Below are 16,502 nucleotides of genomic sequence, written 5' to 3' on the forward strand. Positions count from 1 at the left end.
ATTGGCTGAAAACTGCCAAAATCTAGGATTTCGTTAGGAATCTTTAAGTTTTTCATCAAAGACTGCTGCAATGTGGGTTAAAGCAGGATGGGGGATTTGCTCATTTGCTTCCCCAACAGTAAGTAAGATGTTATACCGGGATATCAAGAACTCCATTGATACGGCGAAAAAAGAAGGAAAGAGGTTACTCATACAAAAAAGAGCACGGATTAAACTCCGTGCTCTTTCTTTGCCTTATATTTGAATTCATCAAATCCATTACCATATACGCCAATCACAGCGCTCTGGCTGACGAAGGCGTGTGGATCAATCTCTGATATCATGCGGAAGATGATGGGTGCCTGGCGCTGCTTGGCAAGCACGAACAGCATCTTCACATCCTGACCGGAATAGAAACCTGAGGCATTCACCACCGTAACTCCTCGCTCGGCATCTACATTGATGCGCTTGCCTATCTCCTCATACTTCTGGGAGATAATGAAGAACTGTACACTCCTGCGGCGACTGTTTACCACCTGGTCGATGCAGAATCCCTGCACGCAAAGTACCACATAACCATAGAAAATCTTCTCGATGTCGTGGACTACCAGATAACTGGAAGTGATGATGACGATATCGCAGATCATAATCACTCTACCGAGAGATATGTCACGGTACTTGTTGACAATGGCTGCAATGATATCCGTACCACCCGTACTGCCTCCTACCGAGAAACCTAAACCAATACCGCAGCCGCAGAATACGGCTCCCAGAAAGGCTGACCATAATGGCTGGTCGTGAAGCAACTCCGGTATTACGATATAGCCCGAAGAGATAAGGGAGGTCAATGCAGTGACAATAGCTACAGCATAGACGGTTTTAAGACAGAATTTAAGTCCCAAGACTTTTAAACCCGCCAACAGCAGGACGCCATTGGCAATCAAATAAGGAATTTGAACCGGACAGCCTGTAGCCCAATAGATGATACTAGCCACACCAGGCAATCCACTTGCCGTTACGTTAATCGGCAATAAGAACACATTCCATCCGATACAATAGGAAATCATTCCTATCGCAATCATCACATAATCTTGTACAGATTTCCACAAGGGTCGAGGTGAATTCATTGTTTTTAATTAATAGTTTATAATTGTTAATGTTTGGTTTTACCAGAATTTATGCTGCACTTCTGACCACTCAAAGCCCTGAGTAGCCACTTTCGCCTCTAAGGCAGCGCGATTTACATTAAAGTGATTACAAATCTCATCGAGTGTATCAAACTCGTGGTCACGAAGCAGGAAGTTGATAGCACTTACCAGCATCGGAACATCATTCATTGGTAACTTATCCATCCTTTTTATATTGATTAATTAATATTTATTATTGATTACTTGAGGCACCATACCTCTTTCGGGGTGCAAAGGTACTGCAAATTTTAGATAAAACAAAAAAAATCCCAGCAATCTTTTACCGATTGCTGGGATTTTTATAAATTATTGATGATTTACGCATTCACTGCAACTGAAATCCAGTCGAAGACGAATGAGCAAATACCGAATGCTACGATACCTACGGTGCAGATAGCAAGCGCCAACTTGGTTGAGCATGCGCTCTGGAAAGTAGGAAGCGGATTATCGCTGTGCTTGATGAACATAGCCTTCACGATGAGCAGGTAGTAGTACAAACTGATAACAGTGTTTACCAACGCGATGAATACTACGCCGTATGCCCAGGCTCCCAATGTGGTGTGGATGTCGTGTGTACCAACTGCTGCCATGAACACGAAGAACTTCGAGAACATACCGGCGAATGGAGGAATACCACCCAATGAGAACAATGCCAAGGTCATCAGGAATGCCAGACGTGGATTGGTCTTGTACAAACCATTGTAGCTGTCCATCTGAACTGTACCGTTGTTGTGCTCCTCAATAGATGAGATGATGGTGAAGACGCTCAGGTTGGCTACTACGTAAATCAATACATAGTAAGTCAGGGCGCTCACGCTCATCGCTGAGTTGCCTACCACTGCCAGCATGATGTAACCTGCCTGAGAGATAGAAGAGAATGCCATGAAACGCTTCAGGTCGCTCTGACGGATGGCAAACAGGTTAGCGATAGTGATAGAAAGTACAATCACGATGTAAAGCAACACGGTCCAGTACTCTACCATTGGCTGGAACACCTTCATGAGGATAGCGCAGAGAGTAAACGCTGCAGCACCCTTAGATACTACTGACAGATAACCTGTAACTGTAGTTGGTGCACCCTGGTATGAATCGGCTGTCCAGAAGTGGAAAGGAACCAAGGAAATCTTGAAACCGAGACCACTGAAGAAGAATACCATACCGGCGATGGTCAATGGAGACGCAGTGATGACGTTAGCCATATCCTCGAAGTACAAAGTACCGCAAGCTGCGTAGAGCAGAGAGATACCGTAGATCATTACACCGCTAGAGAAAGTAGCGGTCAAAACGAACTTGGCACCTGCCTCGGCAGAATGGTGACGGTACTTATCGAATGCTACCAAGCAAGCCATTGGCACAGATGCCATTTCGAGACCGAGGAAGAACAGGAGGAAGTGGTTGGCACTAACCATCATGTTCATACCGAGCAAGGTAGAGATAATCAGCATATAGAACTCACCTTCCTTGAAGGCTGTGTCCTTGCGGCTCAACCACTCCTTAGCCTGTACCATCACGATGAGGGTACCCAGCGCCAGGATGGTCTTCAAGACACCGGCAGCAGGACCTGTTGTGTACATGCCGCCAAATGCCTCTGTGGCTTCTGTTGGGAAGATATTGATGACGATGTGAGCCACCATCAAGAGACATACCAGAGGATTGAACCACTTACGGTCTGCGCTCTTGGAACTGCAGAAGTCAGCAATGAAAGTGATCAACAGAACTACCATCAGGGTAGCTTCTGGAATCATATTTAAAAATTGACTGTAATTCATTTCTTCTGATATTTATTACATGATTACACTAAAGATAGGACCGACAGCGTCCATGATAACCTCCTCTGCCCAGAGTGGGAACATACCGAGACCTGCAACGCAGGCGATAAGACCTGCTACAGCGATACGCTCGTCCCAGGTAGCATCGTGAAGCTTCTCCAACTTTGGATTAGGAACCTTCTGATAAAGGATCTTACCAACACAACGCAGAATGTAAACCGCAGTTACTACGATTGAGGTACATGCAATGATGGTACATACACGATGGAACATATCTGCATTCTGGAAGGCACCTACGAAGATGGTCATCTCGGCTACGAAACCAGAGAAACCAGGCAAACCGAGGTTAGCCAAACCAGCTACTGCATAACCTACAGAGAGGAATGGAATAATCTTCATCAAACCACCCAGGTAACGTACGTCACGTGTACCAGCCTGATGGTAAATCATACCGATAACGGCGAAGAAGAGGGCGGTCATCAAACCGTGAGACAACATCTGGAGGATTGCACCAGTAGCGGCTGTCTCGGTCATCATACAGAGAGCAAAGAGCACCATACCACAGTGAGATACTGATGAGTAAGCGTTGATGTACTTCAAGTCGGTCTGTACACATGCTGACAAAGCACCATATACGATAGAGATAGTTGTCAGTACGAGGAACACCTTGATCCAGAATCCGTGAGTAGCAGCTGGCAAGAGGAACATGGCGATACGGAAGCAACCGTAACCACCAAGCTTCATCAATACACCGGCGTGCAACATAGATACGGCTGTTGGCGCACTGGCGTGACCATCAGGAGACCATGTGTGGAATGGGAACAGCGCACCGAGGATACCGAAACCGATGAAGAGCAATGGGAAGAACACGTTCTGCACGCTCTCTGGAATCGCATGAGCACCATTAGTATGGTGAGCGATATCGAGGATTTCGAAGGTCTGAGCACCACTGTAGAAGAAGATTCCCAGGATACCGATAACCAAAAGGGCTGAACCACCCATCAACATCAAGGTCAACTTCATGGCTGAATACTCCTTCGCACCACTACCCCATACACCAATCAAGAGGTACATAGGGATGAGGGCAACCTCATAGAACATGAACATGGTGAACATGTCGATAGAGATGAAGAAGCCATATACACCGATGCTCAGGAGTGTGAACCAGAGGAAGTATTCCTTCTTCATTGGTTCCATCTGCCAGGAAGCAAATGTACCGGTGAACACGATGATAGAAGTCAGGAGAATCATCACCACTGAGATACCATCCACACCGAGTGAATAGTTGATGTGCAATGGTTCAAACCAAGGCACACAGTAGGTGAAGAGCATCGGAGCTTGGTCGGCTGGCATTGTCTCACGAGCTTCGAGAAATGCAAACACCAAATAGATGGAGAGACCGAGCAATACGCTGGCACCTGCTACCATCACACCACGAACCTGCTTGTCGTTGCGTGCCAACCAGAGGCCGAGCAACATCAGGAGTGGTACTATGACGAATATACTTAAATTCATTTCTTTTCTATTTACTTAATTGTGAGACTTTCATTAAAGAAGTGCGAGCAGGCACAATGTCAATGCTACGGTACCGGTGAGGAACCAGATAGCATAGCTGCGAACATCACCACTCTGCCATGGGCGGATGGTTTCACCTGCCTCCTGTGTACCCCAAGCCATGAAGTTGAAGGTACCATCGATAACACGACGGTCGAACCATGCGATTGGCTTTGAGAAGCAACCGAAGACAATCTTGTGGGTGAAGAACTGCCAAGCATCGTCGATATAGAAACGGTTCAAGGCTGCCTTGTGCAACTTAGGCATCTTCTTAGCCAAAGCGTCTGCCAATGGAGTCTTCTTAGGAGCATACATGTAAGTAGCCAGACCGATACCGATGATAGCAACGATAACAGAGGTTGTTGCCACACTCATGTCGATATGGATATCGTAGCTCTGACCTGTAGCAGATACGAAGTGACCGAATGGAATCAGACCGCAGAGGCAAGAGATGATGGCAAGGAATACCAATGGACCCCACATCACGAAAGGAACCTCCTGTGGCTTGCGACGGTTCTCTGGATCCAGCTCATAGTAGCTCTGTCCCCAGAAGATGACATAGTAGAGACGGAACATATAGAATGCTGTCATACCAGCTACCACTGTCATGAACCAGCCCATAAATGGAGAGAACTGGAAGCAAGCTGAGATAATCTCATCCTTTGACCAGAAACCTGCGAATGGAGGAATACCTGCAATCGCCAAGCAACCGATGAGGAAGCAGATGTTGGTAATAGGCATATACTTGTGCAAACCGCCCATGTAATCCTTGAAGTTGCTGCCGATGATGACGATGATGGCACCAGAGCAGAGGAAGAGCAACGCCTTGAACATAGCGTGGGTAAACAGGTGGAAGATACCAGCCATGTAACCCAAACCACCATGGTGGTTATCTACTGCGAAGCAAACGCCGAGCGCTACGAGCATGTAGGCGATCTGAGAGATAGTAGAGAAAGCCAGACCACGCTTGATATCACGCTGGCAGCAAGCTACGGCTGCTGCATAGAATGCGGTGAAGGCTGCAATGTAAGCTACATAGTGAAGAGTCTCAGGAGCATACTGTACCCAGATTGGGAAGAGGCTGGCAACCTGATATACACCGGCTACAACCATGGTAGCGGCGTGGATCAACGCAGAAACAGGAGTTGGACCCTCCATCGCATCGGGCAACCAGATGTGCAATGGGAACATCGCACTCTTACCGGCACCACCGATGAACATGAGGAACAATGCTGTTGGCATTACCCAAGCAGCACCTGCCAAAGCAGAGTTGAGCTCTGGCTGAGCATTCAAGTCGTAGTTGAAGGTTCCTACGTAGAAGCTGTAGAACAGGATACCGATGAGGAAGAAGAGGTCAGCGAAACGGGTTACGATGAACGCCTTCTTGCTGGCATGTACTGCAGCATGCTTTGGATAGTAGAAACCGATGAGCAGGTATGAGCAGACACCCACCAACTCCCAGAACAGATACATCTGGAAGATGTTGGTAGCTACTACCAGGCCCAACATTGACATGGTGAAGAGACTCAGGTAAGCGTAGAAACGCTGCATACCCTTCTCATATTCCTCAACCTTGTAGTTCTCATCGCGCTCTGCCATATAGCCGAAGCTGTAGATGTGAACCATGAAGCTGACGGTCGTAATCACGATGAGCATCAATACAGAGATTGGGCTCAGGCGGAAACCGATGTTGAAGGTGAGCAACTCAGTAAACTTCAACCATGTGAAATTAAATACGGTAACAGTTGGGTACATACCTGTTGAGGCATCACGACCCACTGCAAAGAAGTACTCGTATGCTGTATAGACAGACATCGCGAATACACAGCCCATCAATACGGTACCGATGAGTGCTGCTACCGGTCTTTTCATCTTCATACCCACAAGTCCCAGAACCAGGAAGCTCAGGAATGGCAGAAGAAGTATCAAAAATGCATAATTGTATTCCATTGTCTTTTAGAATTTCATGTTTTCAATACTGTTCACCTGGTCACTGTGATAGTTGCGGTAAACGTTGATAATAATAGCGAGCGCTACGGCTGTCTCGGCTGCTGCTACTCCGATAGAGAACAATGTGAAGAAGAAACCTTCCAACTGTCCTGGGAAGAGGATGCGGTTGAACACAGCGAAGTTCAGGTCGGCTGCATTCAATACAAGCTCGATGGAGATGAGCATGGCAACGAGGTTACGGCGTGTACAGAAGCCATAGACTCCGATGAAGAACAAGAGTGCAGAGAGCACGAAGAAATATTGTACTGGAATCATTTCTTATCCTCCTTTCTTGCGATTAAGATACCACCGATGATACATGCCAACAGGAATACAGAGATAAACTCGAATGGCAATACATAGCCATACTTGTCAGCACCTACCAGTGCAGAACCTACCTGGTCCATTGGCACCTCGGTGTCGGCTACGGTTGCAGCCATATCAATAAAGTGATTCTTCAACACGATGACTGCCAAGGTTACGAAACCAACGAGGCAGACGAGTGCGCGACCTACAATCTTGCTACCCTTGACATGCTCCACAAGACCCTGGAGAGTACGCTTTGATACCAACTGGATAGCGAAGACATAAAGCATGGTGATACCACCGGCATATACAGAAATCTGAGCTGCACCCAGATAAGTATAGTCGAGCAGGAAGAACATGCCTGCTACACCGAAGAGTACGAACAACAGGAAGGTTGCCGCACGCATGATACGCTTGGTGAACACGCACATGATGGCTGAGCCAAGAATGACTACTGCCAAGATGACGAACATAAATAAATTTGCTGTTATCATTGTCTAAAGTCCTCCTTACTTAGTCTTGGTGTTAAACTTACCGATTTCCAATGGGGCACCACCATCGATGAGGTTAGGAAGGCTTCCGCCCTTATAAACCTCCTTGTCAAGGTGCATCACCAACTTGTTGCGGTCGAAGACTGCATTCTCGAAATCGTTGACAAACTTGATTGCACCGAAGTTACATGCGTTCACACAGAGCTCACAGAACATGCAGTCGCCCAAGTCGTACTGGTAATCTACCAGCTTGCGCTTCTTCTTGCCTGTCTCTGGGTCCTCCACCATCTCGGTTACGATCTTGATGGTATCGTTAGGGCATGACTTCTCACACAATGTACAACCCACACACTTGTAAGCCTCGTTCTCATCACGAACGAAGACCAGGCGACCACGGAAACGTGGAGATACGTGGAGTGTAGTCTTGCGGTTCTCAGGATACTGCTCTGTGCTCTTTGGTGTGAAGTACTCCTTCATGGTAGTCTTCATACCGATAGCGAGGGTCTTCAAACCCGCTGCAATACCGCCGAAATATGAATTGTTAGACATACTTTTATTTTTTGTTTATTTGTTAAGAAATAACAGAAGTTTCAAGTTGTAGAACTATTGTCTTAACTCCTTAACTTCTTTAACTCCTTTAACTCCTTAATAATATTATCCGTGGAATCCGAATGCTACGCATACTGTCATCAAGATCAGGATGACCAGTGACAATGGCATCAGATACTTCCACTCCAACTTCAGAATCTGGTCGATACGCAGACGTGGGAATGTCCAACGTACCCACATCAGGAGCCATACAACGGCGAAGGTCTTACCGAAGAACCAGATGAAACCTGGAATAAGGTTCATCAGATTGTCGAAGCCCTCGATACCGATGTTCAATGGCGCCCAACCACCGAGGAATACGGTAGAAGCGATACCAGAAATTACGAAGAGGTTGAGGTACTCTGCCAGGTAGTAGAAACCGAAGCCCATACCTGAATACTCTGTGTGGTAACCTGCGGTCAACTCACTCTCAGCCTCAGCCAAGTCGAAAGGACCACGGTTAGCCTCAGCATTACCTGCTACGAGGAATACGAGGAAAGCCAGGATAGCTGGCACATGACCCTTGATAATCAACCAGTTCCAAGCACCAGTCTGTGCCTCTACGATACCGCTTACCTGCATGGTTCCGGTAAGAACTACTGCAGAAATCAGACAGAGACCGAGAGACATCTCGTAAGAAATCATCTGTACGGCACCACGCATGGCAGATACCACAGAGTACTTGTTGTTAGATGCCCAACCAGCGAGGAACACACCCAGCACGCCAATAGAACTTACGGCTGTGATGAGGAATACACCTACGTTGAAGTCAAGAATATGTGCTCCCTTGTTCCATGGAAGGAATGAGAAAGTACCTACAGAGGCAATGATCACGAGGAATGGTGCCATGTAGTAGAGCAGCTTGTCGGCTCTATCCACGGCGAAGATCTCCTTGATCAACATCTTGAGCACGTCGGCGAATACCTGGAAGATACCCCAAGGACCTACACGCATAGGGCCAAGACGGCACTGGAAGTAGGCACACACCTTACGCTCCATGAAGATAAGTACGATAGCGATGAGGGCGTATGCTGTCAAAATGCAGATACCCACGAGCACGCACTCAATCAGAATCGACAGGAAGTCGCCCAGACCCAAGGTCTGGCGAAGCAGATTGTCGATGAATGTTGTTACTATACTAAAATCAAACATAATTATCTATCAATATCAGGGATTACGAAATCGATTGCTGCACCTGTAGTGATGAGGTCGGCGATCTTCTGACCACGGAGCATTGGATCCAAGGCTCCTGTGAGTGAGAGACCCATCGGACGCATCTTCATACGGTATGGACTCTTGTCACCCTTTGAGTCGAGATATACACCAAACTCGCCGCTGGCACCCTCTACAGAGAAGTACCACTGTCCCTCTGGAACCTTGATGATTGGCTTCTGCTTGATGTAGTACTCACCCTCTGGAATGTTGTCGATCAACTGCTCGATGATGTCCAAGCTCTGATACAACTCCTGGATGTGTACATAGTAACGATCCATTGAATCGCAACCGGTAAGGGTGATTTCCTTCCACTCTACCTTGTCGTACATATCGTATGGATGACGCTTGCGGGTATCGTTCTTCCAACCTGATGCACGACCAGCAGGACCGGTTACGGCATAGTTGATACAATCCTCATAGTTCATAGGACCTACACCTTCGAGACGGTTGTGAGTAATCACGTTGTCACCGAATACGTCGAGGTATTCCTGAATCATCGGACGGAGATACTTGCAGAGGGTCTTCACGTTCTGAACGAAGTTAGGGTCGATATCTGCCTGCAGACCACCGATACGGTAGTAGTTCTGAATCAGACGGCCACCGGTTGTCTCCTCCATCACGTTCAATACGTGCTCACGGTCGCGCATACAGTAAAGGAATGCGGTCAAGGCACCCAAGTCCTGTGCGGTACAGCCGAGGTACAACAAGTGTGAGTCGATACGCTGCAACTCATCCATGATGGTACGGATGTAGCGGATACGGTCTGAGAGTTCGATACCCATCGCCTCCTCGATAACGCCTACCAATGCGTGGCGGTGCATCATCGCAGAAAGATAGTTCAGACGGTCGGTCAATGCCAAGGTCTGTGGATAGGTCATGTTCTCCCACATCTTCTCGATGCCACGGTGAATATAACCGAGGTGTGGATAGATGCGCTTCACGGTCTCACCGTCGATAACGGTCTGAAGACGGAGCACACCATGGGTAGATGGGTGGTTAGGACCGATGTTGACAACATACTCATCATCATCGAAACGACGCTTTTCAGTAGCTACCAGATGACCATCAGCACTAAGACTGTATTCTACAGTGAAATCATCCTCTGGCTCATCAGTACAAGGGAACTTGTTTGCCTCAGGACTCATATCGAAGTCCTTACGCAATGGATAGCCCTGGAAATCGGTACGGAGGAAGAGACGACGCATGTCTGGGTGACCCAGGAACTTGATGCCCACGAAATCGAAGACTTCACGCTCCAGGAGGTCAGCCACCTTCCAGAGATGGATAACTGTAGGAATCACATCACTGCCATCCACCTTCTTGGCGATGGTCTTTACCGAGCAGCGCTCGTTGGTCTGAGTATTCTCAAGAATATAGATACATCCGAGACCTTCCTCACCGAAGTCTTCACCGATGATGGTAACAAGGTAGTCGAAATGCTTCTCGTTCTTCAACTTCGCCATTTCAGAAGCGAAATTATCAAAACTCAATTCAATATTATTCAGTTTCATGTTCTTATACCTTATTATATTAATCAGTTAGACCTTTCTGAGGGTCGAAATCCTCAGGTACTTCAGTTACGATGATAGGCTCCTTGTGTCCGAGCTTCTCGCTGTCAGAGAGGTTCTCGTTGCTCAAGCCGCGAAGACCACCCTTGCTCATAGAGAGTTCCTTCTCATCCTGAGTCATCTTGTGGTTAGCACCACCGAAGAATTTCTCAACCTTTACCTTACGCTGCAACTGCATCATACCGTAAAGGATAGCCTCAGGGCGTGGAGGACAGCCAGGGATGTAAACATCCACAGGAACCAACTCGCTGATACCACGAACCACATTGTAGCTCTTCTTGAACGGACCGCCAGAGATGGTACATCCACCCACAGCTACCACATACTTAGGCTCAGCCATTTCATCATACAAACGCTTGAACACTGGTGCCATCTTATTGGTAATAGTACCGGCACACATGATCAAGTCAGCCTGACGTGGAGAGTTACGGGTTACCTCGAAACCAAAACGGGAGAAGTCGTAACGTGCACAACCTACAGCCATGAACTCGATACCACAGCAAGAAGTACCGAAGGTCAAAGACCAGAGTGAGTTACTACGTCCCCAGTTGATGGCAGCATCGAGCGAACCGACTACCACGTTAGCACCACCCTCATTGAGCTCCTGCGCAATCTTTTCGAGAGTGTCATTGTCCTTAAACTCGTCGTAAGGAATACTCTTGATAGAGGCTCTTTTGTTTACTTCCATTCCAACGCTCCTTTCCGCCAAGCATATGCAAGGCCAAATACCAATACCAACAAGAAGAACCCGATGCTCACGAGAGCCATTGGTCCAAACTGCTTAACTACAACTGCCCATGGGTAAAGCAATACTGTCTCGATATCAAACATCAGGAAAAGGATGGCGAAGAGATAGTAGCCGATGTGTGATGGCAACCAAGAGCTGCCACGTGTCGGAATACCACACTCAAAAGGTTCACCCTTTACCGGATTGTATGAACGAGGACCGATCAACTTCGCGATGACATAAGCAGCCACCACCAAGGTTACAGCCGTCAGCAAAACGGTGATAAATAGTGTAAAGTTCATAAAAATTTTTATAACGTTATTTTTGTTTAAATGCTTCTAAGCGCCTGCAAAGGTAGCAAATATTTCTGAAAGAATATAATTTTTAATGTTAAATGTTAAATATCGGGCAAAAAAAAAAGGTTATTAGATGCTAAAATAGGTTGTATCGGGCATGTATCCGACAGTAATGGATACACATTCGCCAGTGGCGGACAGACATCCGACACTGGCGAACATACGTTATTTCTGTTATTGAATAAGTCAAACTTTTATTTGAATAAGCCAAACAGTTCAGCGTCGATGAGATCGGTAACCTTTCGGAAATCCTCAGGATTATCGGCAAACTCCAGGGTGTCGCCATCGATGATGATGAGTCGGCCCTTGTAATCCTTGATCCATTCCTCGTAACGGTTGTTCAAGCCCTGGAGATAGTCGATACGGATGCTCTTCTCGAAATCTCTGCCTCGCTTCTCGATGTGCTTCACGAGGGTCGGAATACTGCTCTTGATGTAAATCATCAGGTCTGGAAGCTTCACCAGACTGATCATCAAATCGAAGAGATCGGTATAGTTCTTGAAATCCCTGTCGCTCATCATGCCGATATCGTGAAGATTTGGGGCAAAGATGCGCGCATCCTCGAAGATGGTTCTATCCTGCACGATGGTCTGCTCCGAACGGGAAATCTCCACCACATCGTGGAATCGCTTGTTCAGAAAGTAAATCTGAAGATTGAACGACCATCGCTCCATATCCTTGTAATAATCGGCAAGGTATGGATTGTTATCTACCGGCTCGAAGTTTGCCTTCCAGCCATATCTCTTGGCAAGCATCTTGGTCAAGGTCGTCTTGCCGCTTCCTATATTTCCAGCTATTGCTATATGCATCTTATTACTTTTTACTTTTTTACGTTTTTACTTTTAAGAGAAGAAGCCGAAGAGCTTGGCATCAATCTTGTCGATGATATCTCCAAACTGCTTGGGATTATGCTCGAAGTCGAGGTTATCCACCTCTACTACCAGCACCCTACCCTTATACTTGTTCATGATGAAATCATCGTAGAGAAGATTGATTCCCTCGAGATAATCGATAGGCATCTTCTGCTCGTAATCACGGCCTCGTTTCTGAATATTCTTCACAAGATGTGGTACAGAAGAACGGAGATAAATCATCAGTTCCGGCATCTCAACCACTTCCATCATCGACTCGAAGAGTTCCATATAGGTATCGAAGTCGCGCTGGTCCATATTACCCATCTTTCTATTATTGGCTGCAAAGACATACACTCCCTCAAAGATGGTACGATCCTGAATGACAGTCTCCTTACAATGCTGAATCTCAAGCAGATTCTTGAATCGCTGCTTCAGATAGAAGACCTCCATATTGAGAGCCCATCGGGGGATGTCCTTGTAATAGTCATCGATGTAGGGATTCTCTGCAACTGGCTCCAAGTACTGCTTCCAGCCGTAGTGCTTGGAGAGCATCTTGGTAAGCGTGGTCTTTCCACTACCGATATTTCCTGCTACTGCTATGTACATTTTTTCTTATATTGAGTATTGAATCTTGAATATAGAATGAGACTGGCTTTAAGCAAGTCTAGATTCTACAGACTGCAAATATACAATATTTATTCGGAATAAACAAAAAAAGTCTCACAGTTTTCACAAATTACGCAAATTATTCTCCAGAAAGAAGAGTCTCCTTCCAGGCAGCCCCCTGAGTTTTGTTCTCCTTATAGAAGTAGTGAGGCCATCCGCCTGCAGCTCCATGAATCTCTGCCTCATACACGGCAAAACGAAAAAAATCAATATTTAATATAAGACAATAAGTATATGACATCGCGAATTCAACAACAAATAAGACAAGTACCGAGCCTCTTTTTTAAGAGACTCGGTACTTCATCATTTATTTCGCATGAAAGGCTATCAGACCTTCCATCGGAGCCCGCATAATCTTGACAATATGAAGATGATGCTCATCCTCCATCACATTTCTGAGGGGAGCTTCAAAATAATGAGCGATGCTTCCCACGAACCCTATCATCGGAATCCCCTCTCCCAAAGAAGAATCCCAGGCTTTCACGCCAGGTTCCAACTGCGAGATATCCTCCTGACTGGCTTTTACATACTGAATATAAGGTCTGAGATTGTTCTCGTAAAAAGCATGGAAGTTACTCAATACCACCCGATACAGTGCCATCGCCTCATTCAGTTTATCACTGCCGTTCTCATATTTTTCTCCCTCTGCTATCTGCTCAGAAATAAAAGGACAGATAGAAGCCAGAAAACGGTTTGCCAACGGTTCACGATACACCTTGTTGATGATATCAGGATAATCCAGTCCCGACCACTTCAGAAACCTCTTTTTGATAGCCGAAGGCAGACTACCCTTGAAGATACCATTCAGGAAAAGCTTGCCCAAGACGGCACCGCTACCTTCGTCACCCAGAATATACCCCAGAGGCGGCGTATTCATCACAATCTTCGTGCCATCATAGAGACAACTGTTGGCACCAGTGCCCAGAATGCATGCCATTCCCGGATGATGTCCGAAAAGCGCTCTTGCCGCTCCTATCATATCCCCCTCTGCCTCTACCTTGGCTCCAGGAAAAGCCTGCTGCAAGAGAGAGTTCATCCGGGGCTTCATCGCCTCGGTTACACCGCTGCCATAGAAATATACTTCCTGTGGTGATTCCGGCAAGATGAGTTCCGACTTCAGTATCTGAAGCACTTCGGCATCCTGCATGTGAATAGGATTGATGCCCTGCGTCTTGCAAGTCATCACTACTTGACCTTGCCCGTCTATCAACGACCAGTCGGTCTTGGTACTGCCACTGTCTGCTATGAGTATGTTCATTGTCGTATTTTTTAAATGCACTGCAAATGTAATGATTTTCGGTGAAATATCGCAAAGAAAAGGAAAAAAAGATACTTCATCAAGCTGATAATCTTAAAAAACTCACATTATTCTTGGGTTTTTCGTGAATTATTAATAACTTTGCACACAAATAGACAAATAATTAAGGAAGAAATAACAATAAAATATTATAATTATGGCAACATTCATTGCAGGACCATGCGTCATCGAGTCGATGGAACTACTGGATACTGTAGCTCAGGAACTCGTTCGTATCAACCAGGACTTAGGAACCGACATCATATTCAAGGCATCCTTCGATAAGGCCAACCGAACCAGCATCCACTCTTTCCGTGGTCCTGGTCTGGAGAAAGGTCTGCAGATGCTCAGCGACATCAAGTCGAAATACGGACTTCGCATCACCACCGATATCCACGAGAGCTATCAGGCTGAAGCTGCGGGCAAGGTATGCGATATTCTCCAGATACCAGCCTTCCTCTGCCGCCAGACCGACCTGCTCGTATCGGCTGCCAAGACCGGCAAGATTGTCAACATCAAGAAGGCTCAGTTCCTCAGCGGAAGAGATATGAAGTATCCGGTTGAGAAAGCTTTGGATAGCGGAGCCAGCGAAGTATGGCTCACCGAGCGTGGCAACTGCTTCGGCTACAACAATCTCGTGGTAGATTTCCGCAACATTCCGGATATGAAGGAGATTGTACCTAATGTCATCATGGACTGCACCCACAGCGTACAGCGGCCAAGCGCAGGAGATGGCAAAACCGTGGGCGACCGCAAGTTTGTGCCAGCCATGGCAAAGGCTGCCAAGGCATTCGGTGCAACAGGCTACTTCTTCGAGGTGCATCCCGACCCAGACCAGGGCAAGAGCGATGCAGCCAACATGCTGGAATTAGCCAAGTTAGAATCTCTCATTCAGGAACTCCTGTAAGAGAATCTAATCATAAAGTTCAATGTTCAAAAATCAAAGTTCAAAGTAAATCATGGACGATAAGACAATAAGAAGTTATGGTGAACAGGCTCTGAGAGACGAGGCACAGGCCATCCTCGACCAGATCGCCTTATTGGACGATAATTTTGAGAAAGCCGTAGATATGATGTATCATTGCCAGGGCAAGATCATCGTTACGGGTGTAGGCAAGAGCGGACACGTGGGTGCCAAGATTGCAGCAACCCTCGCCTCTACAGGTACACCGGCTTTCTATATCAACCCGCTGGATGTATATCACGGCGACCTCGGTGTGATGACCGACAAGGACGTGGTGCTGGCACTGAGCAACAGTGGTCAGACCGACGAGCTGCTCCGCTTCATCCCGATGGTGCTCCACATGAACGTGCCTATCATCTCCATAACGGGCAATCCGAATTCACTGCTGGCAAAATACTCCAACCATCACATCACCGTCAAGGTGAAGAAGGAGGCTTGTCCGCTCAACCTTGCTCCTACCAGCAGTACCACTGCTGCCCTCGCCATGGGCGATGCTCTGGCAATAGCCCTGATGCAGGTGCGCCACTTCAAGCCACGCGACTTTGCCCAGTTCCATCCGGGCGGCGAATTGGGCAAGCGTCTCCTCACCACAGCAGAAGACGTGATGCGCAGCGAAGACATGCCTATCATCCCTAAGGAGATGCATCTAGGCGAGGCCATCATCCATGTGAGCAAGGGTAAGCTCGGACTGGGAATCTCGCTCGATGAAAACCAGCGTGTCATCGGTCTGATTACAGATGGAGATATCCGCCGTGCCATGGAGAAGTGGCAGGCAGAATTCTTCAACAAGACCGTGAGCGACATCATGACCACCACTCCGAAGATGGTGACTCCGAAGACCAAGATTTCGGAGATTCAGCGCATCATGCACAAATACAAGGTACATACGGTACTCGTAGTAGATAAGGATAATCATTTGAAAGGCATCGTAGATCACTATGCATGCATGGTTTAATATTCAGGCACGGATTACACAGATTTATAGATTACAC

17 protein-coding genes are annotated in these 16,502 nt (G+C 46.9%); 2 read left to right on the forward strand and 15 right to left on the reverse strand.

The window, feature by feature from the left end:
• Positions 1–209: 209 nt before the first annotated feature.
• The 15 genes from AAAT87_RS01255 to AAAT87_RS01325 all read right to left on the reverse strand — a co-directional run bounded on the left by AAAT87_RS01255 (position 210) and on the right by AAAT87_RS01325 (position 14,507).
• Positions 210–1,106, reverse strand: a complete 897-nt coding sequence (locus tag AAAT87_RS01255; protein WP_295024519.1) for a YitT family protein — start codon at positions 1,104–1,106, stop codon at positions 210–212.
• Positions 1,107–1,145: 39 nt separating this feature from the next.
• On the reverse strand, positions 1,146–1,331 hold the full coding sequence (locus tag AAAT87_RS01260; RefSeq protein WP_295024517.1) for a DUF4250 domain-containing protein: 186 nt from the start codon (positions 1,329–1,331) through the stop codon (positions 1,146–1,148).
• A 152-nt stretch (positions 1,332–1,483) separates the two neighbouring features.
• The gene (locus AAAT87_RS01265) at positions 1,484–2,935 is read right to left on the reverse strand and encodes an NADH-quinone oxidoreductase subunit N (RefSeq protein ID WP_295024515.1); all 1,452 of its coding nucleotides are present in this window, start codon (positions 2,933–2,935) and stop codon (positions 1,484–1,486) included.
• Positions 2,936–2,950: 15 nt separating this feature from the next.
• Positions 2,951–4,450 (reverse strand): complex I subunit 4 family protein, encoded by a 1,500-nt coding sequence (locus AAAT87_RS01270; protein ID WP_295024513.1) that lies wholly within the window; start codon positions 4,448–4,450, stop codon positions 2,951–2,953.
• A 33-nt stretch (positions 4,451–4,483) separates the two neighbouring features.
• Positions 4,484–6,439 carry an NADH-quinone oxidoreductase subunit L gene (gene nuoL / locus AAAT87_RS01275; protein ID WP_118081956.1) on the reverse strand — a complete coding sequence of 652 codons (1,956 nt, stop codon included), beginning with the start codon at positions 6,437–6,439 and terminating at the stop codon, positions 4,484–4,486.
• 6 nt (positions 6,440–6,445) lie between these two features.
• Positions 6,446–6,754 (reverse strand): NADH-quinone oxidoreductase subunit NuoK, encoded by a 309-nt coding sequence (gene nuoK / locus AAAT87_RS01280; RefSeq protein WP_006846356.1) that lies wholly within the window; start codon positions 6,752–6,754, stop codon positions 6,446–6,448.
• Entirely contained in the window at positions 6,751–7,278 is a 528-nt protein-coding gene (locus AAAT87_RS01285; protein WP_295024511.1) for an NADH-quinone oxidoreductase subunit J family protein, read from the reverse strand. Before AAAT87_RS01285 ends, nuoK begins: the two co-directional genes overlap by 4 nt.
• A gap of 15 nt (positions 7,279–7,293) precedes the next feature.
• Entirely contained in the window at positions 7,294–7,824 is a 531-nt protein-coding gene (locus AAAT87_RS01290; protein ID WP_006846358.1) for a NuoI/complex I 23 kDa subunit family protein, read from the reverse strand.
• Positions 7,825–7,929: 105 nt separating this feature from the next.
• Complete coding sequence (gene nuoH / locus AAAT87_RS01295; protein ID WP_006846359.1) at positions 7,930–9,015, reverse strand: NADH-quinone oxidoreductase subunit NuoH; 1,086 nt, start codon at positions 9,013–9,015, stop codon at positions 7,930–7,932.
• A gap of 2 nt (positions 9,016–9,017) precedes the next feature.
• The gene (locus AAAT87_RS01300; RefSeq protein WP_295024509.1) at positions 9,018–10,589 is read right to left on the reverse strand and encodes an NADH-quinone oxidoreductase subunit D-related protein; all 1,572 of its coding nucleotides are present in this window, start codon (positions 10,587–10,589) and stop codon (positions 9,018–9,020) included.
• A 19-nt stretch (positions 10,590–10,608) separates the two neighbouring features.
• Entirely contained in the window at positions 10,609–11,334 is a 726-nt protein-coding gene (locus AAAT87_RS01305) for an NADH-quinone oxidoreductase subunit B (protein WP_006846361.1), read from the reverse strand.
• Positions 11,325–11,675, reverse strand: coding sequence for an NADH-quinone oxidoreductase subunit A (locus tag AAAT87_RS01310; protein ID WP_006846362.1), 351 nt, complete (start codon positions 11,673–11,675; stop codon positions 11,325–11,327). The genes AAAT87_RS01305 and AAAT87_RS01310 overlap by 10 nt, the downstream gene beginning before the upstream one ends.
• A 248-nt stretch (positions 11,676–11,923) precedes the next feature.
• Positions 11,924–12,538 (reverse strand): deoxynucleoside kinase, encoded by a 615-nt coding sequence (locus AAAT87_RS01315; RefSeq protein ID WP_089542948.1) that lies wholly within the window; start codon positions 12,536–12,538, stop codon positions 11,924–11,926.
• Positions 12,539–12,571: 33 nt separating this feature from the next.
• Positions 12,572–13,189 (reverse strand): deoxynucleoside kinase, encoded by a 618-nt coding sequence (locus tag AAAT87_RS01320; RefSeq protein ID WP_089542949.1) that lies wholly within the window; start codon positions 13,187–13,189, stop codon positions 12,572–12,574.
• A gap of 367 nt (positions 13,190–13,556) precedes the next feature.
• Positions 13,557–14,507: an ATPase gene (locus tag AAAT87_RS01325; RefSeq protein ID WP_349225411.1), complete on the reverse strand. Its 951-nt coding sequence runs from the start codon at positions 14,505–14,507 to the stop codon at positions 13,557–13,559.
• Between the two features lie 196 nt (positions 14,508–14,703).
• Here AAAT87_RS01325 and kdsA point away from each other — a divergent pair, with 196 nt between their 5' ends.
• Complete coding sequence (gene kdsA, locus AAAT87_RS01330; RefSeq protein WP_153092150.1) at positions 14,704–15,453, forward strand: 3-deoxy-8-phosphooctulonate synthase; 750 nt, start codon at positions 14,704–14,706, stop codon at positions 15,451–15,453.
• 52 nt (positions 15,454–15,505) lie between these two features.
• Positions 15,506–16,465, forward strand: coding sequence for a KpsF/GutQ family sugar-phosphate isomerase (locus AAAT87_RS01335; protein ID WP_295024505.1), 960 nt, complete (start codon positions 15,506–15,508; stop codon positions 16,463–16,465).
• Positions 16,466–16,502: the final 37 nt, after the last annotated feature.

The sequence above is a fragment of the Segatella sinensis genome (assembly GCF_040095255.1).
In the GTDB taxonomy this organism is placed as follows: Bacteria; Bacteroidota; Bacteroidia; order Bacteroidales; family Bacteroidaceae; genus Prevotella; species Prevotella sinensis.

Coding starts and splice junctions, on each gene's coding strand:
- nuoH (WP_006846359.1), bottom strand. CDS start 9,015: ATGTTTGATTTTAGTATAGTAACAACATTCATCGACAATCTGCTTCGC.
- AAAT87_RS01325 (WP_349225411.1), bottom strand. CDS start 14,507: ATGAACATACTCATAGCAGACAGTGGCAGTACCAAGACCGACTGGTCG.
- AAAT87_RS01310 (WP_006846362.1), bottom strand. CDS start 11,675: ATGAACTTTACACTATTTATCACCGTTTTGCTGACGGCTGTAACCTTG.
- AAAT87_RS01265 (WP_295024515.1), bottom strand. CDS start 2,935: ATGAATTACAGTCAATTTTTAAATATGATTCCAGAAGCTACCCTGATG.
- AAAT87_RS01285 (WP_295024511.1), bottom strand. CDS start 7,278: ATGATAACAGCAAATTTATTTATGTTCGTCATCTTGGCAGTAGTCATT.
- AAAT87_RS01255 (WP_295024519.1), bottom strand. CDS start 1,106: ATGAATTCACCTCGACCCTTGTGGAAATCTGTACAAGATTATGTGATG.
- nuoL (WP_118081956.1), bottom strand. CDS start 6,439: ATGGAATACAATTATGCATTTTTGATACTTCTTCTGCCATTCCTGAGC.
- AAAT87_RS01335 (WP_295024505.1), top strand. CDS start 15,506: ATGGACGATAAGACAATAAGAAGTTATGGTGAACAGGCTCTGAGAGAC.
- AAAT87_RS01300 (WP_295024509.1), bottom strand. CDS start 10,589: ATGAAACTGAATAATATTGAATTGAGTTTTGATAATTTCGCTTCTGAA.
- AAAT87_RS01290 (WP_006846358.1), bottom strand. CDS start 7,824: ATGTCTAACAATTCATATTTCGGCGGTATTGCAGCGGGTTTGAAGACC.
- nuoK (WP_006846356.1), bottom strand. CDS start 6,754: ATGATTCCAGTACAATATTTCTTCGTGCTCTCTGCACTCTTGTTCTTC.
- AAAT87_RS01320 (WP_089542949.1), bottom strand. CDS start 13,189: ATGTACATAGCAGTAGCAGGAAATATCGGTAGTGGAAAGACCACGCTT.
- AAAT87_RS01315 (WP_089542948.1), bottom strand. CDS start 12,538: ATGCATATAGCAATAGCTGGAAATATAGGAAGCGGCAAGACGACCTTG.
- AAAT87_RS01260 (WP_295024517.1), bottom strand. CDS start 1,331: ATGGATAAGTTACCAATGAATGATGTTCCGATGCTGGTAAGTGCTATC.
- AAAT87_RS01270 (WP_295024513.1), bottom strand. CDS start 4,450: ATGAATTTAAGTATATTCGTCATAGTACCACTCCTGATGTTGCTCGGC.
- kdsA (WP_153092150.1), top strand. CDS start 14,704: ATGGCAACATTCATTGCAGGACCATGCGTCATCGAGTCGATGGAACTA.
- AAAT87_RS01305 (WP_006846361.1), bottom strand. CDS start 11,334: ATGGAAGTAAACAAAAGAGCCTCTATCAAGAGTATTCCTTACGACGAG.